The sequence below is a fragment of the Sphingomonas sp. P4_D12 genome (assembly GCF_056401895.1).
In genome coordinates this window covers 155,130-178,767 of the sequence record NZ_JBFUIL010000004.1, presented here as the reverse complement: position 1 = coordinate 178,767, position 23,638 = coordinate 155,130, and the positions used below count along the sequence as shown (strand labels likewise).

Genomic DNA, 23,638 nt, shown 5'->3' with positions numbered 1-23,638 from the left:
CATAGCATGCGCGTCTGCTGCAATGCACCATTCCGGGGGTTGTCCGTCGCTGGGAGCGGGCGGCCCGTCGCTACAGAAGAATGAGATCGTAGGGATGGAGCGCGACGACGCCGTGAAGGACGATCGTGCTGTCGCCGACGTGAATCGAGAGTCCGTCGGCCGTGAGCGTGGTCGTGAAGTTTCCAGCCGCGGCGCCGAATCCCGACAGATCGATCCGATCGCCCTCAGCGGACGAGAAATCGAGAATGTCGTCCTTCCCCGATCCGGGCGCGAAGACGAAGTGATCGGCACCCGCTCCCCCGATCAGAGTGTCATGGCCGCCGCCGCCGATGAGCACGTCGTTGCCCGCGCCGCCGTCGATCCGGTCGTCCCCACCGACGACGCCGACCGCCATGATCGCGCCGTCGCCGTACAATATGTCGTCGCCGTCATTGCCGTACAGCGTGTCGCCAGCGCCAACCGAGGTGCCGGTCATCGTCATGGCGTCTCCGTAGAGCACGTCGTTGCCGTTGCCGCCCGACAGATTGTCGATCCCGCCATGCGCGGTGCCGCTCATCGTCTCCGCATCGCCGAACAGCAGGTCGTTGCCGTCGCCCCCGCGAAGTATATCGCGCGCGCCGGTCGTGCTCAGCCAAGTGATGTCGCCGATCAGCCGATCGTCGCCAGTGCCGCCATCGAGCGTATCGCCCTGCCACCCGCCAAGCAGCATGTCCTTGCCATCGCCGCCGTTCAGCGCGTCGGCGCCGTTGCCGCCCTGGAGCGAATCGTCGCCGCCACCGCCATTCAATGTGTCGTTGCCGTCGAGCCCCAGCAGCGTGTCGTGGCCGACCCCGCCGGTGATGATGTTGGCAAGTGCATTGCCGGTGCCGGCGAAATCGCCGAGGCCCATATGGGTTAAATTCTCCAGATTGGCGCCGAGCGTGTATTTATCGAGCGTCGTCGCGACATGATCTGTGCCGGCCGACGCCGATTCGGCGATCGTATCCTTCGCGGAATCGATGAAATAATGGTCGTTACCGGCCGTCCCGACGAAATGATCCGTCGATACGGCGTAGCTCGCAGAGCCGATCGACGTCGCAGCTGCCGGATCGTCGATCGACCATCCCGCCGAATTGCTGCCGTCCGATGCGACGACGCTTTCCGTGAGCGTCGGCAGGCCCTCAAGCGAGAGCAATGTGTCGGAGGTCATCAGGATCGAGTCCGCAGCATGGACGACATGCACCCCGTCGAGCAGCAGCGTGCCCTCGGACGAGAAGACCTTGGTCCGCGATCCGGCGTCGGTGAAGGTGCCGTCGACGATCGTGACATGCGCGCCGGCCGCGATCCAGACCTGGTTCTGCTCGGACGATCCGCCGCGCCAGACCGGATTCAGCCCGACCGAGCCTGACATCGTGATGTCGCCCCAGAGCCGATAGTTGCGCGCATTCTCCGACGCGACCGCGCCTATCAGCACGGTATCGGTGGATTTCAGGTCATAGCCGCCGTCGCTATTGCCGGTGGCGAGGGTATTTTCGAACCGCACGCTATAGACGCCGCGTTCGGTCGCGAAGCCGTCGCCGTTCAAATAGGTGCTGCCGCTACCGACGCTTTGGACATTGGCCATTGTCGTGTCGCGGATCACGACATCGTGGACCGTGCCGTCGAGATGGATACCCTCGGGCAGATCGTCGCCGACCTGGCCCGCCATGTCACCGCGAACATTCTCGATCACGACGTCATGGGTGTCATATTGCAGCCGGATCGCCTCGCGCGAGAAGCCGGTGACGGTGACGTCGCGGATGGTGAGGCCGCTGACCGACGCGGTGCCGCTGCTCGCCAGATCCTCGAAAAAGCGCCGGGCATTGTGGACATCGACGTGCTGCACCGTGATGTCGGCGATGTCCGCGCTGGCGCGGAAGGCGGTGCCGACATTGCTGACGTCGATGTCCTGGAACGTCAGGTGGTTCGCGCCGCTGCCCATCTTGAACAGCTCGTTACCGGCCGCGTCGCCGGCGTGCCAATCGGCGGGGCGGGTACCGCTGAACTGCGCCGCCATCGTGTTGCCGAGATGGTCGACGCCGCGGATCGTGACCGGCAGGCCGTCTGCGCCGCCATGCGAAACCCCGATGGTTCCCGCAACATTGTAGGTGCCCGCGTCGGCGATCAGCAACACTTCTCCGCCCGCGCCCGCCTTGACGATCTGGGCATCGAGCGCGCCGATCGGCGCGGCGTTTTCCAGACTCGACCCGGATTTATCCCCCGCCCCGGTCGGCGAAATATAACGCGTACCCATACACCCACCGCATCACGGGCGCCGCTCACCGCGTCACCCTTCCAGATTTCACGAAATTGCGGATGGTTGGCCCCCCGGCCGCGTCAGTCCGCCGCTTGCAAGGCTCTGTCTGCCATGAGGGGCGTGCCCAAAGGCTCAACAGGCGTTATTAGCGGGCCGCTAAGCATCAAAAGGAGACGCGCGATGGACTTCTCGAGACGCAGTCTGTTGGGCGGTGCGCTCGTGGCGGTGCCGGCAGGGTCGCTCGGTGCGATAGCGCCGTCCGATCCGTCGCGCCCGCCTTTCCATGTCGCGCAGGAAAGCGCCGGCATTTGGCGGTTCCGCAGCTGGACTTGGGCAGCGGGGGCGTGGCATCCGCTGACCGGCCGGATCACTGTCGATGGGGCGGCGCTCCGGGTTTCGGGCAAGCCAGATCCGCGCGACGCGTCCGCGCTTCAGGCCGCGCTGGGCCGGATCGTACGCGACCGTTCGGGCTGAAGCGCGCGATACAGGCTGAGCGTCTCCACCGCCGCTTTGTCCCACGAGAAACGCGTGCGCACCGCGCTTGCGTCAGTTCGGAGCGAAGCGGGATCGGCCGCCAGCATAGCCGCGAGGCGATCGACGTTACCCACCGGAAAATAGTTCGCCGCGGGCAAGCCGATGTCGCGGTTGGCGGGAATGTCGCTCAATAGCATCGCCGCGCCCTCCCCCGCCGCCTCGAGCGCGGCGATCGGCAGCCCTTCGTGATGGGACGGCATCACGAACATCGCCGTCCGGCGGTAGAGTGTCGCGAGCACAGTGCGCGATTGCACGCCCGCAAAGATCACATCCGGCCCCGCTTCGGCGACCAGGTCGCGCGCATAGGGACTGTCGTGATCGGCGCCGCCGACGATCACCAGCTTATACCCCGTGCGCGACGCGCGGTGCGCGGCGATCAGGTCGTGGAGTCCCTTTTCCGGCACCAGCCGTCCGACCGCGAGGAGGAAAGGTGCGTCGCCGATTCCCAGCCCCGAGAGGATCTCGCCGGCATCGCCGCCCGCGAACAACTCGGGCGCGCCGTTGGGGATATAGTGGATCGCGTTGGCCTTTCGCGGAAAGGCCAGCCGCAACTGCTCGGCAAGCGACGGTGAGATCGCGACGATTCGATCCGCCCAGCCGAGCGCTGCACGCTCGCCCAGCCGCAATACGGCCTTTGCGAAACGGCCCCATTTGGCGCGATCATAATCGGTGCCGTGATGAGTCACGACCACGCGCAGGCCCAGCATCCGCGCGAGCGGGGCCAGGATGGCGGGTCCGATCGCGTGGATGTGGAGCACGTCCGCGCCGCGCCGCTTGGCGGCGAAAATCGCGAACAATGTCGAAAGGATCGTCTCGAAGTGCTTCGATTGCGGACAGCGCAGCCCGACGATCTCGACACCACGCCATGTTCGCCGCCGCTCCGGCAAATAGGGCGCGCGGCCGAGCACGACGATCGGCTGGTCGGGCGCGAGCGTCGCAATGCGGGGCAGCAACTCTTCGCAGTGGCTTTCGATGCCGCCCATGACATCGGGAAATCCGCGCAGTCCGGTGACGCAGATCGGCGGCGTGGTGGAGGCCATGTCCGCCGCCCTTATTGCAACTCGGGGATCTTGAGCGTCTCGGGATGAATGACCGGCTCGCCGTCGCCGGGCCGTCCGACACTGCGATAGATGAAGCCCGCGGCGGTGAGATCGTCGGCGCGATAGATGTTGCGCAGGTCGACCAGCACCGGCGTCGCCATCACCGCCTTCAGCCGCTCGAAGTCGAGCGCACGGAACGCATCCCATTCGGTGACGATGACGATCGCCGACGCGCCTTCCGCCACGGCATAAGCCGAATCGGTATAGGCTACTTCGCCCAGCAGCGGCGCCGCCGCCGCCATCCCTTCCGGATCATAAGCGCGCACGGTCGCACCGGCGTCCCGCAACGCCTGGACGATCGCGATCGCCGGCGCGTCGCGCATGTCGTCGGTGTTGGGTTTGAAGGTCAGACCGAGCACGCCGATGGTCTTGCCGCGCACGTCGCCGCCGGCCGCCGCGATCACCTTCCGCGCCATCGCGCGCTTGCGGACGTCGTTGACCGCGACGGTCGTCTCGATCAGCCGTAACGGACTGTCGTGATCCTGCGCGGTCTTGACCAGCGCCAGCGTATCCTTGGGAAAGCATGATCCGCCATAGCCGGGCCCCGCGTGGAGGAATTTCCCGCCGATCCGGTTGTCGAGGCCGATCCCGCGCGCCACGTCCTGGACGTCCGCCCCGACCTTCTCGCACAAGTCGGCGACCTCGTTGATGAAGGTGATCTTCATCGCGAGGAACGCATTGGCGGCATATTTGATCAGCTCGCTGGTGCGGCGGCGCGTGAACAGCAGCGGCGACTTGTTGAGATAGAGCGGACGATAGACCGCTTCCATCGGCCCACGGGCGCGCTCGTCCTCGATGCCGACGACGATGCGATCGGGGCGTTTGAAGTCCTCGATCGCGGCACCTTCGCGCAGGAATTCAGGATTGGAGGCGACCGCGAAATCGGCACCCGGATTGGCCTCGCGGATAATCCGCTCCACTTCGTCGCCGGTCCCGACCGGGACGGTCGATTTGGTGACGATCACGGTGAAGCCGTCGAGCGCCAGCGCGATCTCGTGCGCCGCAGCATAAACATAAGACAAATCGGCATGGCCGTCGCCGCGTCGGGTCGGCGTGCCGACGCCGATGAACACGACATCGGCCGCGGCCACCGGACCTGCGAGTTCGGTCGTGAACGACAGCCGGCCCGCCGCGACGTTCTTGGCCACGAGCCGGTCGAGCCCAGGCTCATAGATCGGAATTCCGCCCGCCTTCAGCTTGGCAATCTTCGCCTCGTCGCTGTCGACGCAGACGACGTCATGGCCGAAATCGGCGAAACAGGCGCCGGAGACAAGTCCTACATAGCCCGAACCGATCATCACGATGCGCATAGCTTTTTCGCCTCTTCTTAACGATATGCTGCACATGCGAAGAGATGGGTGCCCTCGTCAATCGTCGGACGACGAACGGTGTATGACGTCGGTTGGCGCACAAAACTCGGTTCCGCCGTCTCGGCTATCGCCGTAAATGTCCCTCTGGCGCCGGTTGAATTTTCGGCCGAGTAGGATTAAATCCTACTCGAAAGGACCCGCCGTGCGTTCGACTCAACAGTTCAGCGTGACATTGCCCAACGAGATGGCTGCGCTTGTCCGTGCCAAGGTTGCGTCGGGCGAATATGCCAGCGAGAGCGAAGTCATCCGCGAAGGTCTTCGAGCATTGAATGCACGCGAGCGCGCATTGGATGACTGGCTGCGACAACAGGCATTGCCTGCCTATGATGCATATCGCGCCGACCCCTCGCGCGGAATCTCCCTGGACGACGTTCGCGCGTCGATCGGCAAACGCGACATCTGATTGCCGCCTTCTGATCAACGATGGCCTATCGCATTGTCTTTACGCCCGAGGCGCGCGACCAGCTTGACCATTTGCACAGCTACATTGCCTCAGCGGCCGACGCCGAGATCGCGTTGCGATTTGCAGATGGCATCCTCGACCACATCGCCAGGTTGAGCGAATTTCCCGAACGGGGAACACCGAGGGACGATCTGCGGCCGGGAATGCGTGCCCTGGCTTGGCGCCGCCGGGTAACAATAGCCTTCGTGGTTGAAGAGAGCGATGTAGTCGTAATCGGCATTTTCTATGGCGGACGGGATTTCGAGACCTTGCTGAGAGAGGACTGACTTGCCTCGAAGGGGTGCGGGTCAATCCCTTTGACCGATTGCTTCGGGCGAACTGGGCCGGCCTCCGCGAAGAGGGCTTGTCAATTGGACGGCCGATCGCAAATGTATCGCGATGCGTTGTCACGGACTGCTCATCACCCACCCAGATCGTCGCGTTGCGGCCGTCGCTCCCGATATTCGCTTACCATGACAACCATTCGCGACGTCGCGCAGGCCGCCGGCGTCTCGAGAGCAACGGCCGCCCGGGTGCTGTCCGCGCCCGAATTGGTCGCGGAAGCGACGCGGCACCGGGTGTTGAAGGCCGTGCAGGAGCTTGGCTATAGCCGCAATTCGGTGGCGGCGAGCCTGCGCACGACGCGAACTGGCCGGATCATCGTGACCGTCCCGGATATTTCCAACCCGTTCTTCTCGCGCGTCATCCGCGGGGTCGAGGAAGCGGCGCAGAAAGCGGGCTATGCGGTCCTGCTGGGCGATACGCGCAACGAGCGCGAGCGCGAGGAGCAATATGCCGACATGCTCAATCGCCGGGAGGCGGACGGCATCATCTTCCTCGGCCACCGCCTGCCCACCGTCCTGGCGACCATTCTCGAACGCGATGGCAGCCGCGCACCCATCGTCAACGGCTGCGAGTTCACGCCATCGCTCGGCGTGTCGAGCGCGCATATCGACAATGCGGGGGCGGGCTATGATGTCATGCAATCGCTCTATCGATTGGGTCATCGCGATGTCGCGGTCATCATCGGACCCGCCGACAGCCCGCTGACCCGGGACCGCCTGGCGGGCGCGCAGAAAGCGGCGGAGGATCAGGGGCTGGCCGCGCGGCTCGTGATCGAGAATGGCGACTTCTCGATCGAATCGGGTCGCGGCGCGGCGATGGCCCTGTTCGCGCGCGCCAAACGTCCCACCGCCATTTTCTGCTTCAGCGATGAGATGGCGATCGGCACGCTCGCGGCGGCGCGGTCGGCGGGTATTTCATGCCCGGGGGATGTCTCGGTCGTCGGCTTCGACGACATCCAGATGGCCCGTTATGTCGACCCCCCGCTCGCCACCGTGCGCCAGCCGATGGCGGAAATCGGCCGAAAAACGGTCGAGCTCCTGCTCGACATATTGAGTGGTCGCCAGACGCAGCCGGTCTATGCCACGCTGCCTTACGAGGTCATCGCCCGGCAAAGCATGGGGCCCGTCCCCGGGCGGTCGCCGATTTCCTGACGCGACGTATCCGATTTTCGTCAATTTGCACTTGCAATGAGATCGATCTCATGATTGTTTTGGCCAATCGAGGACTCGGCGAAGATCGAGGCAAGTGACGGTATCGGGTGGCGTTTTTCTCTAATCGCCAGTTTCCTGCCGGGTGAGAGGTCTGCCAAGGTCATGCCTTGGCTCTGAAGGGGTGCGGCACATGGTCAAATTGCGGCTGTCGATCATGATGTTCGCGCAATATTTCGCGTGGGGCGTCTGGCTCGTTCCGCTCAGCACGTACATGAGCAAGGGCCTGCATTTCGACACGATCATCGGCGCTGCTTATGGCATGGTCGGCATCGCGACGATCGCCTCCACCCTGTTCGTCGGGATGATCGCCGACCGCTTCATGGCGGCCGAGAAGCTGCTGAGCATCCTGTCGATCTGCGCGGGCATCGTCCTCTTCTGGGTGTCCACCATCCAGAGCTCGCCGTCGCTGTTCCTGTTCGGCTGCCTGCTCCATTTCCTGTTCTACGCGTCGACGATCCCGCTCGCGACCGCGATCGCGTTCAACTCGATGACCGATATCGCCAAGGAATTCCCCGGCGTCCGGGTGTGGGGCACGATCGGCTGGATCGTGGCGGGCTTGCTGGTCGGCGTGATCGCCGGGGCCGCGCAAACCGCTCTGCCGATGCGGATGGCGGCGATCGTCTACATCGCGCTCGGCCTCTATGCCCTCACCCTGCCGAACACCCCGCCGCGCGCCCGCGGGCGGATCGTCAGCCCGTCGGCGGTGCTGGGACTGGACGTCATCCTGCGCCACCGCGAGACGGCATTCTGGGTGTTCATCGCCTGCACCCTGGCGCTGATGACGCCGAGAAGCTTTTACGATGCCTATGGCAACACCTTCTTCGCCGACAAGGACCTGCACCTGACATTGTTCGGGACGCGGATCGAGGCGACCGGCATCCAGACGGCGGGGCAGATCTTCGAATCGCTGATCCTCGTCAGCCTGCCGTTCGTGCTCTTCCGGCTGGGTATCAAATGGGTGCTGGTGGTCGGAATGGGCGCCTGGGCGGTTCGCTTCCTGCTGTTCGGTTTCGGCTATCAGGGTTCGACCGCGATCATGCCGATGGTGCTGCTCGGCATCATCATCCACGGCATCTGCTACGACTTCCTGATCGTGTCCGGGCAGATCTATGTCGATCGCAAGTTCGACGCCGAGGCGCGTTCCCGGGCGCAATCCTTCTTCAACCTGATCACCCAAGGTATCGGCATCGTGATCGGCTCCAACATCGCCGGCGTCGTCTACGGCATGCATGCCAATCCCGACGGCAGCCATGATTGGCGCGCGATCTGGATGGTGCCGGCGGTGATCGCCTTCGTCGCGATGGTCCTCTTCGCTCTCGCCTTCCGCGAGAAGCTGGCTCCGCCCCAGGACGAGCAGTCCGGCGCGGCCGCGCCCGTGCTTCCCTGACGGTCCAGGACGGATTTTCGATGACGCAGAACATTCTCAGGCTCGGGCTGATCGGTGGTGGTCCCGGAAGCTTTATCGGCGCGGTGCATCGCATGGCCGCCTGTCTCGACGCGCGATTCGTGCTAACCGCCGGCGCCTTCAGCCGGACGCTCGAGAAGTCCCGCCAGCAGGCCGCTCGATGGGGCGTCCCGGAACAGCGCGCCTATGACGGCATAGAGGCGATGATCGAAAGCGAGCGCGGGCGCGAGGATGGCGTGCAGGCAATCGCCATCGCGACGCCGAACGACAGCCATTTCGCGATCGCCAAGGCGGCGTTGGAAGCCGGTCTTCCAGTGATCTGCGACAAGCCGATGACCGCGACCCTGGCCGAAGCCGAGACGCTGGCCCCGATCGTCGCGCGATCGGGCCAGCCCTTCGCGCTCACCTACACTTATACCGGCTATGCGATGATCCGCGAGGCACGGGCACGGATCGCCGGCGGCGCGATCGGTCGGGTCCGCAAGATCATGGTCGACTATCCGCAAGGGTGGCTATCGGAGCGGATCGAGGGCGACAATCTCCAGGCGAGCTGGCGGACGGACCCGACCCGGGCCGGCACGGGCGGCGCCATCGGCGATATCGGCGTCCACGCTTTCCAGCTCGCGGAATATGTCAGCGGCCTGCGCGCCATCGAGCTGATCGCGGACCTTCCCCGGGTGGTCGCAGGACGGCAGCTGGACGACGATTGCAACATGCTGTTGCACTTTACGGACGGGGTGCCCGGCGTCCTGACCGCCTCGCAAATCGCCACCGGAGAACGCAACGGACTGCGCCTGCGCATCTATGGCGACAAAGGCGGCCTCGAATGGTGCCACGACGCGCCGGGCGACCTCATCCTGCGCTGGCCGGATTCGCGGACAGAAATCGTCCATGCCGGCGGGCCGGGCCTGCATCCGTCTGCACAAGCAGCGACTCGATTGCCGAGCGGCCATCCGGAAGGTTTCATCGAGGCGTTCGCGACACTCTACAGGGATTTCGCCGACATGATCGACGGTGCGGACAAGGATGGCCTGCTGCCCGGCATCGACGATGGCCTGCGATCGGCGCGCTTCATCGATTGCGCGATCCGTTCGAACGATGCCCGCGCCTGGCTGCCCGTCGCGGGAGAGGCACGATGAAGACGATCAAGGGTCCCGGCATCTTCCTCGCCCAGTTCCTGTCCGACCAGGCGCCGTTCGACACGCTGGATCATCTGGCGGAATGGGCTGCCGGGCTGGGGTACGTGGCGGTCCAGATCCCCTGCACGCCGCAATTGATCGACCTCGCCACGGCGGCGGAAAGCCAGGCCTATTGCGACGATCTCCGTGCCACGCTCGACAAGCACGGAATCGTGGTGAGCGAGCTTTCCACCCATCTCCAGGGTCAACTCGTCGCGGTCCATCCCGCTTACGACAGTCTGTTCGACGGATTCGCGGCCGAGCAGGTACGGGGCAAGCCGGCCGAGCGCCAGGCCTGGGCAGTCGAACAAGTGAAGTTCGCCGCGCAGGCCAGCCAACGTCTGGGGCTCGACGCGCATGCGACTTTCTCGGGCGCGCTGGCCTGGCCTTATTTCTATCCCTGGCCGCAACGCCCGGCTGGACTGATCGACGAGGCCTTTGCCGAGCTCGGCAAGCGCTGGCGGCCGATCCTCGATGTTTTCGAGGAATGCGGCGTGGATTGCGCCTTTGAGCTCCATCCGGGTGAGGACCTGCACGACGGCGTGACGTTCGAGCGATTCCTCGACACGGTCGACCAGCATCCCCGCGCCCGGATCCTCTACGACCCCAGCCATTTCGTGCTGCAACAGCTCGATTATCTCGCCTTTCTCGACATCTATCACGAGCGGATCAGCTGCTTCCACGTCAAGGATGCGGAGTTCCGACCGAACGGGCGAGCCGGCGTCTATGGCGGCTATCAGAATTGGGTGGACCGCCCCGGCCGCTTTCGTTCGCTCGGCGACGGCCAGATCGACTTCGGCGCGATCTTCTCGAAAATGGCGGCCTATGACTTTCCGGGTTGGGCCGTGCTCGAATGGGAATGCGCGCTCAAGCATCCCGAAGACGGCGCGCGCGAAGGTGCGCCCTTCATCAAGCACCATATCATCCGCGTCACGCCCCACGCCTTCGATGATTTCGCGTCGAGCGGTACCGACCGCAGCGCCAATCGCGCGCTGATGGGCCTCGATCCGCAAGCCGCGACTGTAACCCGGAACCCATCTCCAGGAGAGTATTGATGAAGCCGATCTACTGCCTGGCCGCCGCCCCTGCTCTGATGGCGGGTATCGCGGTCTTCGCCGTGCCGTCGGGCGCGCAAAGCACCCCGGCCGGCGCCCAGGCCTTCGGCATGTGCGCCGCGTGCCACACGGTCACCAAGGGCGGCCGCAACGGGATCGGTCCCAATCTCTCCGGCCTGATCGGCCGGCGTGCCGGGTCCGTTCCGGGCTTCAGTTATTCGGCCGCCATGAAGGGCTCGGGCCTGACCTGGGATGCCAAGACGCTCGACCAATTCCTGGCGGCGCCAACCAAGAAGGTGCCGGGGACGAAGATGCCGATCAGCCTCTCCGATCCGGCGAAGCGCGCGGCGGTGATCGCCTATCTGACGACGGTTACGGCCAAATAAGCGAAAGGAGATAAAGGCGATGCCGCGACAACCGACACCATCCCGCCGTTCCGTCCTGGCCGGCACCCTGGCAGGGATCGGCGCGGCGAGCTATTCGCGTGCGGCCGGGGCATCGCGGAATGCCGCGCGCTTCTCGCTCAAATTCGCGCCGCACGAGGGCAGTTTCGCCAGCCGGGGCGGCCTGATCGAGCAGATCGCCTATGCCGCCGATCAGGGCTTCACCGCCTGGGAAGACAACGAGGCCGCTGCGCGCCCCGTCGCCGAGCAGGAAGCCATGGGCAAGGCGCTGCGGCAGCGCGGCATGACGATGGGCGTGCTGGTCGCGAGCATGCCGAAATGGGGTCAGTATCGCCCACTGCTGGGCTCCGGCGACCGCGCCGAACAGGATGCCATGCTCGCCGACATCCGCCGCTCGGTCGATGTCGCCAAGCGGCTCGACGCGAAATGGATGACCGTCGTCACCGGCTTCATGGACCCAAAGGTGCCGGTCGACATTCAGACCGCGCGGATCATCGAGGTGATGCGGCGTGCGGGCGATATCGCCGCGCAAAACGGGCTGATCCTGGTGATGGAGCCGCTCAACACGATCACCAATCACCCCAACATCTTCATGCGCACGATCCCGCAGGGATATGCCATCGCCACGGGGGTCGCCAACCCGGCGGTCAAAGTGCTCGCCGATCTCTATCATGCCCAGATCCAGGCGGGGAATTTGATCCCGACGCTCGAAACCTGCTGGAGTGAGATCGCCTATATCCAGTTCGGCGACAATCCGGGCCGGCTCGAGCCAAGCACCGGCGAAATCAACCACCGCAACATCGTCCGCTGGCTGAAGGGCCGCCGCTATGACGGCGTGATCGGCATGGAGCATGGCAACTCGCTCGCCGGGCGCGCGGGAGAAGACCGGCTGATCGCCGCCTATAGGGAGATCGACGCGGCATGAAGAGCGACACCCCGATTTCGCATCGGCCCGGAGGCCCGCAATGATAGACCGCAGAACCGCCCTTGCCGGCATGGCCGCCTTGTTCGGCGCCCCGCTGTTCGCGCCGATCGCGCGCGCGGCCGGGCTGGTCGGCAAGGATTCGCGTCCCGTCATCAGCGAAGGACCGCCAAGCGTGCAGGTCTTCAGCCCATCACAACGCGCGCTGATGACGCAGCTGAGCGAACGCGTGATCCCCACCACCGATACGCCCGGCGCGATCAAGGCGGGCGTGCCCGACTATATCGAAAAGCTGCTCGCCGATTGGGCGCTTCCCCAGGAGAGGATTCCGATCCTCGCCGGCCTCGACGCGATCGAGGCCAAGTGCCTTCAGGATTACAAGGTGCCGACCGCCCAGGCGACGCCCGAGCAACTCGACGCGCTGCTCACCGCCGCGATGAACGCGCAATTCGCCGACGGCGCTGCCTTTTTCGGGGCGTTCCGGCAACTCGTGATCACCGGATATTACACCTCCGAGATCGGGATGACCCAGGAGCAGGAATATCTGCCCGTCCCCGGCGAATATCACGGCGACTATCTCTATTCCAACGTCAACAAGGTCTATTCGGCATGACGATCGATCGACGCACATTCGTTGCGAGCATGGGGGCGGTAATGGCCGCAAGCAGCATCGCGGGCCTCGCGCGCGCCGCACAGGTCCGCAAGGTCGGGTTGCAACTCTACACGGTGCGCGAGATCTTCCAGAGCGATCCGGTCGCGACACTCGAGAAGGTCGCCGGTATCGGCTATCGCGAGGTCGAGTTCGGCGGCGGCAATTACGACAAGATGGACCACGCGCTGCTGCGCCGGACGATGGACCGGCTGCAACTGTCCGCGCCGTCGCTTCACGTGTCCTATGACGTGCTGCTGACCAAATTCTCCGATGCCGTGAAGATGGCGAAGACGCTAGGCGCCGACACGATCGTCATGCCCTGGCTGCCGCCCGAGCTTCGCACCGATACGGGGTTCGGCGGCGTGGTGGAGAACGTCAACCGGTTCGCGAAGCAGGCGCGCGAGGCGGGCCTCGGCCTCGCCTATCACAATCACGATTTCGAATTCACCACGAGGTTCGGGGGCACTTCCCTCTACGATCGTCTGGTCGCGGGAACCGACCCATCGCTGGTGAAGCTGGAGTTGGATCTCTATTGGGCGGTTCACGCCGGCGAGGATGCCGGCAAGCTCATCACCCGGCTCGGCAACCGGCTCTATGCCTTCCATGTGAAGGACATGCGGCCGGACAAGACAATGACCGCCGTCGGCACCGGCACGATCGATTTCGCGGGGCTGTTCAAGCTGCCCGGCGCATCGGGCGTCCGCCATTTCTATGTCGAGAATGACGAAGCACCGGCCCCCTATCTGCCGGACATCACCACCAGCTTCCGGAATCTGCGCGCGCTGCGCTTCTGATCTCCCTCTTCAAGGCATCTACCCATGGCATCCACCAACAAGTTCGACGCGATCGTCATCGGCTCGGGGATCAGCGGCGGGTTCGCCGCAAAGGAACTGACCCAGAAAGGCCTGCGCGTTCTGATGCTCGACCGTGGCTTCATGGTCGAGCATCAGGAAGGCTATCCCTATGACGGCAAGCCGGCCTTCGAGCTCCCGGCACGGGGCGAGGTCCCCAAAGCGATCGTGGAGAGCGACTATTTCATCGCCAAATATGGTTATCTGTCGACCAGCAACCTGCAATTCTACAATGACGACCGGCTGAACCCCTATGTCACCGACGAGGGCAGCAAATTCCGCTGGATCCGGCCGGCGGCGGTCGGCGGCAAGTCGCTGATCTGGGGCCGCTGGTGCTTCCGCTGGAGCCCGGCCGACTTCGAGGCGAACAAGCGCGAGGGGGTCGGTGGGGACTGGCCGATCCGCTATGACGACGTCGCGCCCTGGTACTCCTATGTCGAGAAATATATCGGCGTCTCCGGTTCGCGCGAGAACCTCGCTTATCTGCCCGACAGCGAGTTCCAGCCGCCGATGCCGATGAACGTGGCAGAGAAGTGGGTGAAGGGCCGATTGGAAGGCGCATTCCCGGGCAGAAAGCTGATCAACGCCCGGCTCTCGAACATGACCGAGGACAAGCCCGAGCAGAATCGCAGCAAATGCCAGTTCCGCGACCAATGCTCCAACGGCTGTTCGTTCGGCGCCTATTTCTCGACCCAGGCGGTCACCTTGCCGGCCGCCCGCGCGACCGGCCGCCTCACCATCCGGTCCGATGCGGTCGTGTCGAACCTGGAATATGATCCCCGGCGCAAGCGCGTGACCGGAGTCCGCTTCGTCGACGCGAAAACCGGCCAGGCCGAAGTGGTGAAGGCCCCTCTCGTCTTCCTGTGCGCGTCAGCCATGGCGTCGGTCCAGATCCTGATGAACAGCCGCGCGCCGGGATCCGATCGCAGCTATTTCGACACGAGCGGCACGCTCGGCCGCTACGTCATGGATCATATCTTCCGCACCCACATCTCGGGCGAGGTGCCGGGCATGACGGAATATATCGAATATGGTCGCCGCCCCGGGGCGATCTACATTCCCCGTTTCCGCAACGTCGGCACCGATGACGATGTCGGTTTCAAGCGCGGCTATGGCTATCAGGGTGGCGCGAGCCGCAGCCCGGCCAAGCCGGTCGGCTTCGGCGCGTCGATGAAGGAAGGCATGCGCCGCTACGATCCGTGGAAATTCTCGATCGGCGCGTTTGGCGAATGCCTGCCTTATGAGGACAATCGCGTCTCGCTGCATCCCACCAGGGTCGACCGTTTCGGCATCCCGCAATTACGTTTCGACGTGACGTTCCGGGACAACGAACTGCGCATGATGGCGGATGCCCGCGCCCAGGGCGAGATGATGTTGCGCCAGGCAGGTTTGGTCAACGTGACCAGCGGCGAGTCCGAGCATGTTCCCGGCGAGGCGATCCACGAAATGGGCGGCGCACGGATGGGCAACGATCCGCGCACTTCGGTGCTCAACAAGTGGAACCAGGCGCACGACGCGGCCAATCTGTTCGTGACCGATGGGTCGCAGATGAATTCGATCTCCTGCGTCAATCCGTCGCTAACGTTCATGGCGCTGACCTGCCGGGCAGTGGACCATGCGGTGAAGCAGTTCCGCGCCGGCGCCCTGGCCTGAGCGGGCGACGCCGTGGCGGCTCCGCTGACCGAACCCTATCGAGAGGAAGAATGCGATGAAATCGATCCTGCGGGGCGCTAGCCTGTTGCTGGCCATGGCCCCGTTTGCCGCCCTGGCGCAGGACGCCAAGCCGAAGCCGGAGGACACGGAGGTCTGGTCCCCCGCCGTGCCGGTAGTGACCCCTGGCAGCAGTGAAACGGCATCGCCGCCATCCGACGCGATCGTGCTGTTCGACGGCAAATCGCTGGATCAATGGGTGAATGTGAAGGACGGCGCGCCGGCGGGCTGGACCGTGGCGGACGGAATCGCCACCGTGGCGAAGGACAAGGGCAACATTCAGACGCGCCGATCCTTCGGCAGCTATCAGCTTCATCTCGAATATCGCATCCCAGCCAATGTCACCGGGACGGGTCAGGCACGCGGCAATAGCGGCCTGTTCCTGGCGTCAACCGGCCCAGGCGATACCGGCTATGAGCTGCAGATTTTGGACAGCTACAAGAACGACACCTATGTCAACGGCCAGGCCGGCGCGATCTACAAACAATACCCGCCGCTCGCCAATCCGGTGCGCAAGCCGGGAGAGTGGCAAAGCGTGGACGTCGTGTGGGACAAGCCGATTTTCGACGCGAATGGGACGTTGAAGACCCCGGCCCATGTCACTGCCTTTATCAACGGCGTGCTGGTCCAGAACCATGTCTCGCTGCTCGGCGAGACGCTCTATATCGGCAAGCCGAGCTACAAGGCGTTTGATCGTGCGCCGATCAAGCTACAGGCCCATGGCGATCCCAGCCCGCCGATCAGCTATCGCAACATCTGGGTGCGCGACCTGGCTGAGCGGTAGATTGACGCCAAGCGCCGCTGATTTGAGCAAGCGGCCGCATTGGTCCGCTTGCCCGACCATCGGCTCTTCTCCGCTTGAGCGCGAAGAGCAAATCAGCGCGCCGCCGCTATTCTGCCCAACTTTTCAATACGATCGAATAGAAAGCGGAACATTCCTTCGTATCCCACTACATCGTCGCCGAGCTCAGCCGGGGCGCGTTAGGGATCTGCGGGAGCGGCATCAACCGCTCCCGCCGTGCGTTCATTTTTTCCGGAGTTCGACGATGTCGTTCACCGCGGGCTTTCCGTCGACCACACTGACATGGGCGAAATGACCCTCGAACAGATGATCGATCCTGACATGTCCGATAAGGTCGCGGCGATAGGCCGGACCGGGCCCCTTTTGGGGACCACCCAGGATATTGACGCGATAAACGGTGAGAACCTGCCCAACCTTCGCGCCGTCTTCTTTCCCGACGCAAACAACCGTGCCGGTGGCGTCTTCGGCGACAATCGATCCACGCATGAAGAACGCGTGCCGAATGTTTGCGGCGATGACTGGAGAATTGCTGAGCATCGCCAGTCCGGCGAGCGAAAGAATGATCTTTCTCTTAAGAAGCATGGCGTAAATCTCCGTTGGGCAACCTGGCCCATGCAAGAAACATGACCCCCATTAGTCATACTTCATCTGGTTTAATTACGACCGCCGCCCCCTGTGATGAATACGTATAATTACGAAGGCGCCTCGATTGCGTGGCGGCCATCCACAATTATTTGACGGACGAAAATGCCTATGTCGGGTATTTACGTATATCCCGCGGTTTGTTGCGAGCCGATCACCAGTGAGGTAGTTCGGGAGGCAGAAATGACCGCACTTGGTATCGGAGGGCGATCGGCGAACAAGTCGCTGCTCGTGCATTTCACCGCAGCGGGCGCCCTTATTTTTGGCATCAGCTTTATCGTCTGCTGGCTTCTGGCGTTTGTGCCGGTCAGCGCGACGCACGCGTTTATCACGCTATTCACCACCGCCGACACGACATCCCCGACCGCTCTGGTCCAGGGCCTGTGTTGGTCGCTCGTGTTCGGCGCCTGGTTGGGCTTCCTGACCGCCGCCGTCCACAGTGTCTTGAACCGGATCGGCTTCTGACACGCTCACCTGATCAGAGGAATTCTCAAGATGAAGACACCCCTTATCGTCGCGACTTTCGCGATCTTGTTCGCTGCTCCGGCCTTTTCCGCGACCAGAGACGCTCACGCGCGGCATCATCCGCGCAAGACGACGGTGGCCAAAGTTGTCCCCATGGCGGCCAAATGCCCGATGATGGATAAAATGGACATGCCGATGAGCGGGCCGGGCAAGATGAAGATGAAGGGGAAAGGAGCCATGTCCTCTGACATGATGGCGAAATGCATGAAGGCGAAGCCCGCACTTGCAAAACCCGCCGCCCGACCCGGCAAGGGTCGCTAGCGGCGTGAAGGCCTCGCTGGTCGCACCGGCGATCCCGGCATCGGACTCGACAATGCCCGTCAGAGGATCCTAGTCTATCGCGATCCGGTGGCACTCAACGCCAATCCTAACGGATCGGAAACAGTGAAATTCCGACGGGCGACTTGCGGTGCGAGCGATCGACCGCCAGCTCTCCGGCATGAAGAAAATCGGCTTCCTTTCGTTCGGACATTGGTCCGCATCGTCGCAATCGGCGACCCGCTCCGCCAGCGACGTACTGCTGCAATCGATCGACCTCGCCGTCGCCGCCGAGGAGCTTGGCGCCGATGGCGCCTATTTCCGCGTGCACCATTTCGCGCAGCAACTGGCGTCGCCATTCCCGCTGCTCGCGGCTATCGGCGCCAGGACCAGCCGCATCGAGATCGGTACCGGCGTGATCGACATGCGCTACGAGAATCCCTTCTACATGCTGGAGGATGCAAGCTCCGCCGACCTGATCAGCAGGGGACGCCTGCAGCTCGGGATCAGCCGCGGCTCGCCCGAGCAGGTCATCGATGGTTGGCGGCACTTCGGCTATTCGCCGGCGGAGGGCCAGAGCGATGCCGATATGGGGCGCCGCCATGCCGAGGTGTTCCTCGAACTGTTGAAGGGCGAAGGCTTTGCCCAGCCGAATCCGCGGCCGATGTTTCCCAATCCTCCCGGCCTGTTGCGACTGGAGCCGCACGCGCCCGGTTTGCGCGAGCGTATCTGGTGGGGTTCGGGGTCGAACGCCACCGCGATCTGGGCGGCGCAAATGGGCATGAACCTGCAAAGCTCGACGCTCAAGGCCGACGAATCCGGCGAGCCGTTCCACGTCCAGCAAGCCAAGCAGATTCGCGCTTACCGCGCCGCGTGGAAGGAAGCGGGCCATAGCCGCGAGCCTCGCGTGTCGGTGTCGCGATCGATCTTCGCGCTGATGAACGACCAGGACCGCGCCTATTTCGGCCGTGACGGCGGTGGCGACCAGGTCGGGGTCATCGACAATATGCGCGCGATTTTCGGCCGCTCCTATGCCGCCAAGCCCGACCGCCTGGTCGCGGAGCTAAAGGCGGACGAAGCGATTGCCGAAGCCGATACGTTGCTGCTGACCGTGCCCAACCAGCTCGGCGTGGAGTACAACGCGCACGTGCTTGAAAGCATCCTCAAGCACGTCGCCCCGGCCCTCGGCTGGCGATAAGTCTCAACCGGCGGCGTTGGCGGCGAGCGCGATCGAGCCGAGCGGGCCGGCCAGATCGCCCAGCCGCGGTGCCACGATATAATCCCCCCCGCGGGGTAGGGGCATATAGCCCGCGAGACTCTCGATCAGCGCCGCGTTGACCCGGTCGAGCAAATGCGGCTGGCCGGAGACGACGCCGCCGCCCATCGCGATCCGATAGGGCCCGGTCGCGCACACCAACGCATGACACATGGCGGCAAGCGTGTGGACGATCGGGTCCCATACCGGATCATCGGGCGACAGATCCGCTGGCGACCGTCCCTCCAGCCGGGCAAGCAGCGCCGGCCCCGAGGCGAGGCCCTCGACGCAATCGTCATGGTAAGAGCACGCGCTTTTTACCCGATCGGCCGGCAGCCGCGGCACCCGGATATGGCCCAATTCGCTGTGTCCGATACCGCGCGTGGGCTGGCCGTGGACGATCAGCCCGACGCCGACTCCCGTGCCGACCGTGACATAGGCGAAGTCGCTCAACCCCTGCCCGCTGCCCCAACGAATCTCCGCCAAAGCGGCGCCATTGACGTCGGTGTCGAAGCCCACAGGCACGGAGAAGAGTGCCGACAGGATGCCGCGAACGTCCGCGCCCCGCCATCCGGGCTTGTTGGTGCTGGTAATCCGGCCATAGCGCCGGGAATCGGGATCGAGATCGAGCGGGCCGAACGAGGCGATGCCGATCGCGGCGAAGCCATGGTCCCGCTCCCAGTCCGACAGAATCGCGCAGATCGCGGGCAAGGTCTCGGATGGCGTGGTGGTCGGCACGGTCCGCTGATCGACGATCACGTCGGGGCCGTATGCGAGCGTACACACACATTTCGTGCCGCCAAGCTCGACACCGGCAAAAAACGGAGACGACCCGCCGGCACTCATTGCATCACCGCGTTCATCGTCAGCACACACCACGCACACACCATTGAAACTGCTCTCGACTGTCTAAAAAATATTCGGCGCCGCGCTGCGGCTCCGTGTCCTGGGGGTTACGCCGGCCCGCGCGCGAACGAGGGCGGGCGATCGCGTTTCGCCGCGCCGAACCGCGATGGCTGCGCGCCCATCTCGAAGACGAGATCGCCGCCCTGGATCAGCTCGGCATGCGCGATCCAGTTCTTCGTCCAGGGCTTGCCGCGCCAGCGCACCGATTGGACGTACGGACGGTCGGGCCCGTTGCCATTGGCGCGCACGATAAGCGTCCGGCCGTTGCCGACATCCACCTCGGCGACGTCGAATAGCGGCGACCCGAAGACGTAGATCGCGCTGACCGGATCCACCGGATAGAAACCGAGCGCGCTCAGCACGAACCAGGCGCTCATCTGGCCGCAATCGTCGTTACCGATCACGCCGTCGGGATCGGCCTTGTACATCTCGGTCAGCAGCCGGCGGACCATTGCCTGCGTTTTCCACGGCGCGCCGCAATAAGCGTAGAGATAGGCGACGTGCTGATCGGGTTCGTTGCCATGAGCATATTGCCCGACCAGGCCCGAAATGTCGGGCGGCGCGTTGGCCGGCAAGGTCGACGGGCCGTTGAACAACGCGTCGAGCTTGCCCTCGAACACCGCGTCGCCGCCGAAATGCTCGATCAGGCCATAGACGTCATGCTGGTTGAGGAAGGTCGCCTGCCAGCCATTGGCTTCGGTATAATCGCGCCACTTGGGCACGTCATGGCCGAGCTGGATCGGGTCGTACTTCTCCCACCACGAACCATCGGTAAAGCGCGGGCGCGCAAAGCCGATCTTGGGATCGATGACGTTGCGATAATTCCGCGAACGCTTGCGCAGGGTAGCCGCATCCTCCGTCGCGCCGGCCGCTTCCGCCAGATGGGCCATCGCCCAGTCGTCATAGGCATATTCCTGCGTACGGCTGACCGATTCCCAGATCTTGTCGGCAGGAATGTAATTCAGGTCGTAATAATAGCCGCGGCCCAACGAGCCGTCGGAATCCTTATAATCGCGATCGAAGGCCCGGCGGCGGATATTGGGCCAGGCCGCCTGGTAATCGGCCTCGATCCCCTTGGCATGCGCCTCGGCGAGCACCGATACCGAATGCCAGCCGATCATGCAGCCGGTTTCGGATCCCTGAAGCGTCCAGACCGGCGGCCCATAAGGACTTTGCTGCGTCTGCCGGATCAGGTCGCGCACCAACAATGTCGCCTGATCGCGATTGATCAGCGTCAGCAGCGGATGGAGCGCGCGATACGTGTCCCACAGCGAATAGGCGCTGTACGCGCGCTCGCCCTGCGCCAGCTGATGCACTTGCCGATCGAGCCCGACATATCGCCCGTCGCGATCGGCGAACAAGGTCGGCGCAAGCTGCGCGTGATAAAGCGCGCTCGCCATGATCGTGCGCTGCGCCTCGGTGCCGCCCGAGACGCGCACCCGATTGAGCGCATTGGTCCAGGCGGATCGAGCGGCGGCATGGACAGAATCGAAATCCCAGCTGGGAATTTCGGCCAATGCGTCGCGCGCGCCTTTGACGTCGACGCCCGACAATCCGGTCTTGATCAGGATCGGATCGCCGCCGGCATCGTCGAAAAACAGCGCGACCTTGAGCTTTCCCCCAGCGACATTCGTCGCGTCCTTGGCGGCGGGCGTATCGTCATCGCCGAAGAACTGGACGCGGTCCGGCTTGCGCGACAGCCGCATCGCGAAATGGATATGCCGCCCCTTGGCCCAGCGGTTGACCGTCCGGCTGCCCGTCAGCACCCCGTCGGAATCCACTGCCAGCGAGGCATTCTCGAGCAGCCCGCCTTTGTCCGATGTGTCGAGCATCGCATGGGCGAAATCGATCAGGATATGCGCCGGGCCGCTCGGGAAACGATAGCGGTGGAGACCGCAGCGATCGGTGACGGTCAACTCTGCCTGGACGCCCGATTCCAACCGAACGCGATAGTAACCGGGCTCGGCATATTCATCGGAGAAACGCTGGCGATAGCCCTTGTCGGGATCGCCGACCGGCCCCGGCTCGAGCATCAGCGGCTGGCGCGTCGGCACCACCAAGATGTCGAGCATATCGCCGATGCCGGTGCCCGACAGATGGGTGTGGCTGAAACCCATGATCGAGCGGTCGTCGCGGTGATAGCCCGAACACGCGTCCCAGCCGATATTGTTGGTGTCGGGGCCCAGCTGCGCCATGCCATAGGGCAGCGACGGCCCCGGAAAAGTATGGCCGTGCCCGCCCGTGCCGACGAACAAATCGGGCCGGGCGGCGACCGACGGCGCTGCCCAGGCTAGGCCGGGCATCGCATTGCCGAGCGCGGCAAGACCGGCGCCGGCGAGCAATTGGCGGCGGCTGGCGGTGATCATCGTTCTTCCCTTCCGGATTATCAGATGCGGCCGGCGAGGATCGCCGGCTTGCGCGCGGCCAACTCGACGATCAATTGACCGAACAAGGCATTGGCCCAGGCGAACCAGGACCGCGTGAACTTTGCCGGCCGATCCTTGTCGAAGGATTCGTGCATGAACCCGGTGCCGCCATGCGTCGCCTTCAACCAGCGCAGGCATTGGATGATCGTCGCGTCGTCGTCGGCGTTCATCGCATGAGTGACGATCGACATCGGCCAGATCTGGTCCATCCCGACATGCGGGCCGCCAATCCCCTCGGCCGCCTTGCCGCGGAAGAAATAGGGGTTGCGCGGACTCCAGGCGAGCGCCGCGGTGCGCCTGAACAACGGATCGTCGCGCCTGGCTGCGTCGATCAGCGCAAGGCCCGACAGGCTCGGGACGTTGGCGTCGTCCATGAACAGCCAGTTCCCGAACCCGTCAATCTCATAGGCCCAGACCCGGCCGCCCTGCCCGTCCGGAACTAAAGCATGGGCCTTCAACGCGGCCTCGACTTCGGCCGCCAGCGTCTCGCAGTCTCGCGCCGCCACGGCGTCGTTGCGCGCCTGGCGATGGACCATTGCCAGCTGGCGGAGCGCCGACACCGCGAACAGGTTCGACGGGATCAGGAACGGATAGACGCACGCATCGTCAGACGGCCGGAACATCGAATGAATCAGGCCGATCTTCCTGGTCGGCGCGCCGTACCCGTCGAGGATCAGCGAGTCGGTCGGCTGTGCCGCGGCGCGCTGAAAATGATACGGCCCCTGTCCGTCCTTGCGCTGCTGCACACGGAAGGTCGCGACCGCGAGCTTCATCGCGCGTGCCCAGCTATCGTCGAACGGCGCCTTGTCGCGCGTCGTCGTCCAATAAGCGTGGCTGAGCCGCATCGGATAGCAAAGCGAGTCGATCTCCCATTTCCGCTCGGCGACGCCGGGCCGCATGTCGGTCTGGTCCTTTTGCGACCATTCGAGATCGCTCCTGGCCGCCGCGTCCTTCATGAAGGCATTGGCATACGGATCGATCAGGATGCAGCGCGCTTGGCGCTGGATCAGCCCGTGAAACAGCCGCTGCAACGCTGGGTCGCGCGGCGCGAGATGGACATAGGCCTGGACCTGCGCCGAGCTGTCGCGCAGCCACATTGCCTCGATGTCGCCAGTGATGACGAAGGTGTCGGGCTTGCCGTCGACCGACCCGGTCTCGACCGTGGTGTCGAGCGTGTTGGGATAGCAATTCTCGAACATCCAGGCGAGTTCGGGATCGGCGATGACGGCCTTCACCCGCGCGATCTCGGCCTCGACGGCCGGGCTAGTGAACAGCCGCCGGGCGAGCGGCGGGCGCTTGCTGGCGAAGGACGCCGCGCGGGCTGCGATCGGCAATGCCGCGTTGAGCGCGATGGCGCCGGCTCCGGCCAT

Annotated in this window: 23 protein-coding genes; 16 read left to right on the top strand and 7 right to left on the bottom strand. The window is 64.3% G+C overall.

What is annotated here, in order from left to right; all coding sequences use genetic code 11:
* Nucleotides 1-70 precede the first annotated feature (70 nt).
* Nucleotides 71-2,272 (bottom strand): calcium-binding protein, encoded by a 2,202-nt coding sequence (locus AC1DSD_RS09120; protein ID WP_478029716.1) that lies wholly within the window; start codon nucleotides 2,270-2,272, stop codon nucleotides 71-73.
* Nucleotides 2,273-2,455: 183 nt separating this feature from the next.
* On the opposite strand from AC1DSD_RS09120, the gene AC1DSD_RS09115 reads away from it, so the two are divergent.
* Nucleotides 2,456-2,749 carry a hypothetical protein gene (locus AC1DSD_RS09115; protein WP_478029715.1) on the top strand — a complete coding sequence of 98 codons (294 nt, stop codon included), beginning with the start codon at nucleotides 2,456-2,458 and terminating at the stop codon, nucleotides 2,747-2,749.
* On the opposite strand, the gene AC1DSD_RS09110 is transcribed toward AC1DSD_RS09115, so the two are convergent.
* Together AC1DSD_RS09110 and AC1DSD_RS09105 are read right to left on the bottom strand one after the other, a co-directional pair.
* The gene (locus tag AC1DSD_RS09110) at nucleotides 2,707-3,849 is read right to left on the bottom strand and encodes a glycosyltransferase family 4 protein (RefSeq protein WP_478029714.1); all 1,143 of its coding nucleotides are present in this window, start codon (nucleotides 3,847-3,849) and stop codon (nucleotides 2,707-2,709) included. The two genes, AC1DSD_RS09115 and AC1DSD_RS09110, sit on opposite strands and share 43 nt — an antisense overlap.
* An 11-nt stretch (nucleotides 3,850-3,860) precedes the next feature.
* Nucleotides 3,861-5,219, bottom strand: a complete 1,359-nt coding sequence (locus AC1DSD_RS09105) for a UDP-glucose dehydrogenase family protein (protein WP_478029713.1) — start codon at nucleotides 5,217-5,219, stop codon at nucleotides 3,861-3,863.
* Nucleotides 5,220-5,421: 202 nt separating this feature from the next.
* Here AC1DSD_RS09105 and AC1DSD_RS09100 point away from each other — a divergent pair, with 202 nt between their 5' ends.
* The 12 genes from AC1DSD_RS09100 (at nucleotide 5,422) to AC1DSD_RS09045 (ending at nucleotide 16,238) form a co-directional block, all read left to right on the top strand.
* Nucleotides 5,422-5,682 (top strand): type II toxin-antitoxin system ParD family antitoxin, encoded by a 261-nt coding sequence (locus AC1DSD_RS09100; protein WP_478029712.1) that lies wholly within the window; start codon nucleotides 5,422-5,424, stop codon nucleotides 5,680-5,682.
* A gap of 20 nt (nucleotides 5,683-5,702) precedes the next feature.
* Nucleotides 5,703-6,008: a type II toxin-antitoxin system RelE/ParE family toxin gene (locus AC1DSD_RS09095; protein ID WP_478029711.1), complete on the top strand. Its 306-nt coding sequence runs from the start codon at nucleotides 5,703-5,705 to the stop codon at nucleotides 6,006-6,008.
* Nucleotides 6,009-6,194: 186 nt separating this feature from the next.
* Complete coding sequence (locus AC1DSD_RS09090; protein ID WP_478029710.1) at nucleotides 6,195-7,217, top strand: LacI family DNA-binding transcriptional regulator; 1,023 nt, start codon at nucleotides 6,195-6,197, stop codon at nucleotides 7,215-7,217.
* Nucleotides 7,218-7,407: 190 nt separating this feature from the next.
* Nucleotides 7,408-8,664 (top strand): MFS transporter, encoded by a 1,257-nt coding sequence (locus tag AC1DSD_RS09085; protein ID WP_478029709.1) that lies wholly within the window; start codon nucleotides 7,408-7,410, stop codon nucleotides 8,662-8,664.
* 20 nt (nucleotides 8,665-8,684) lie between these two features.
* Entirely contained in the window at nucleotides 8,685-9,821 is a 1,137-nt protein-coding gene (locus tag AC1DSD_RS09080) for a Gfo/Idh/MocA family protein (protein ID WP_478029708.1), read from the top strand.
* Nucleotides 9,818-10,915, top strand: a complete 1,098-nt coding sequence (locus AC1DSD_RS09075; protein ID WP_478029707.1) for a sugar phosphate isomerase/epimerase family protein — start codon at nucleotides 9,818-9,820, stop codon at nucleotides 10,913-10,915. Before AC1DSD_RS09080 ends, AC1DSD_RS09075 begins: the two co-directional genes overlap by 4 nt.
* Complete coding sequence (locus tag AC1DSD_RS09070) at nucleotides 10,915-11,301, top strand: c-type cytochrome (protein WP_478029706.1); 387 nt, start codon at nucleotides 10,915-10,917, stop codon at nucleotides 11,299-11,301. Before AC1DSD_RS09075 ends, AC1DSD_RS09070 begins: the two co-directional genes overlap by 1 nt.
* A gap of 19 nt (nucleotides 11,302-11,320) precedes the next feature.
* Nucleotides 11,321-12,244, top strand: a complete 924-nt coding sequence (locus tag AC1DSD_RS09065; RefSeq protein WP_478029705.1) for a hydroxypyruvate isomerase family protein — start codon at nucleotides 11,321-11,323, stop codon at nucleotides 12,242-12,244.
* A 40-nt stretch (nucleotides 12,245-12,284) separates the two neighbouring features.
* Complete coding sequence (locus AC1DSD_RS09060) at nucleotides 12,285-12,854, top strand: gluconate 2-dehydrogenase subunit 3 family protein (RefSeq protein ID WP_478029704.1); 570 nt, start codon at nucleotides 12,285-12,287, stop codon at nucleotides 12,852-12,854.
* A gap of 41 nt (nucleotides 12,855-12,895) precedes the next feature.
* Complete coding sequence (locus AC1DSD_RS09055; protein ID WP_478029703.1) at nucleotides 12,896-13,687, top strand: sugar phosphate isomerase/epimerase family protein; 792 nt, start codon at nucleotides 12,896-12,898, stop codon at nucleotides 13,685-13,687.
* A 24-nt stretch (nucleotides 13,688-13,711) separates the two neighbouring features.
* Nucleotides 13,712-15,397, top strand: a complete 1,686-nt coding sequence (locus AC1DSD_RS09050) for a GMC oxidoreductase (RefSeq protein WP_478029702.1) — start codon at nucleotides 13,712-13,714, stop codon at nucleotides 15,395-15,397.
* 55 nt (nucleotides 15,398-15,452) lie between these two features.
* Complete coding sequence (locus AC1DSD_RS09045; RefSeq protein ID WP_478029701.1) at nucleotides 15,453-16,238, top strand: 3-keto-disaccharide hydrolase; 786 nt, start codon at nucleotides 15,453-15,455, stop codon at nucleotides 16,236-16,238.
* A 240-nt stretch (nucleotides 16,239-16,478) separates the two neighbouring features.
* On the opposite strand, the gene AC1DSD_RS09040 is transcribed toward AC1DSD_RS09045, so the two are convergent.
* Nucleotides 16,479-16,793 (bottom strand): hypothetical protein, encoded by a 315-nt coding sequence (locus tag AC1DSD_RS09040; protein ID WP_478029700.1) that lies wholly within the window; start codon nucleotides 16,791-16,793, stop codon nucleotides 16,479-16,481.
* A 288-nt stretch (nucleotides 16,794-17,081) separates the two neighbouring features.
* Between AC1DSD_RS09040 and AC1DSD_RS09035 the strand changes: the two genes are divergently transcribed.
* The 3 genes from AC1DSD_RS09035 to AC1DSD_RS09025 all read left to right on the top strand — a co-directional run bounded on the left by AC1DSD_RS09035 (nucleotide 17,082) and on the right by AC1DSD_RS09025 (nucleotide 18,879).
* Nucleotides 17,082-17,363 carry a hypothetical protein gene (locus tag AC1DSD_RS09035; protein WP_478029699.1) on the top strand — a complete coding sequence of 94 codons (282 nt, stop codon included), beginning with the start codon at nucleotides 17,082-17,084 and terminating at the stop codon, nucleotides 17,361-17,363.
* A gap of 30 nt (nucleotides 17,364-17,393) precedes the next feature.
* On the top strand, nucleotides 17,394-17,684 hold the full coding sequence (locus AC1DSD_RS09030; RefSeq protein WP_478029698.1) for a hypothetical protein: 291 nt from the start codon (nucleotides 17,394-17,396) through the stop codon (nucleotides 17,682-17,684).
* A gap of 148 nt (nucleotides 17,685-17,832) precedes the next feature.
* Complete coding sequence (locus AC1DSD_RS09025; protein WP_478029697.1) at nucleotides 17,833-18,879, top strand: LLM class flavin-dependent oxidoreductase; 1,047 nt, start codon at nucleotides 17,833-17,835, stop codon at nucleotides 18,877-18,879.
* A 3-nt stretch (nucleotides 18,880-18,882) separates the two neighbouring features.
* On the opposite strand, the gene AC1DSD_RS09020 is transcribed toward AC1DSD_RS09025, so the two are convergent.
* The 3 genes from AC1DSD_RS09020 to AC1DSD_RS09010 all read right to left on the bottom strand — a co-directional run bounded on the left by AC1DSD_RS09020 (nucleotide 18,883) and on the right by AC1DSD_RS09010 (nucleotide 23,638).
* Nucleotides 18,883-19,782, bottom strand: coding sequence for an ROK family protein (locus AC1DSD_RS09020; RefSeq protein WP_478029696.1), 900 nt, complete (start codon nucleotides 19,780-19,782; stop codon nucleotides 18,883-18,885).
* 107 nt (nucleotides 19,783-19,889) lie between these two features.
* The gene (locus AC1DSD_RS09015) at nucleotides 19,890-22,208 is read right to left on the bottom strand and encodes a GH92 family glycosyl hydrolase (RefSeq protein ID WP_478029695.1); all 2,319 of its coding nucleotides are present in this window, start codon (nucleotides 22,206-22,208) and stop codon (nucleotides 19,890-19,892) included.
* 20 nt (nucleotides 22,209-22,228) lie between these two features.
* Nucleotides 22,229-23,638, bottom strand: a complete 1,410-nt coding sequence (locus AC1DSD_RS09010) for a glycoside hydrolase family 125 protein (RefSeq protein WP_478029694.1) — start codon at nucleotides 23,636-23,638, stop codon at nucleotides 22,229-22,231.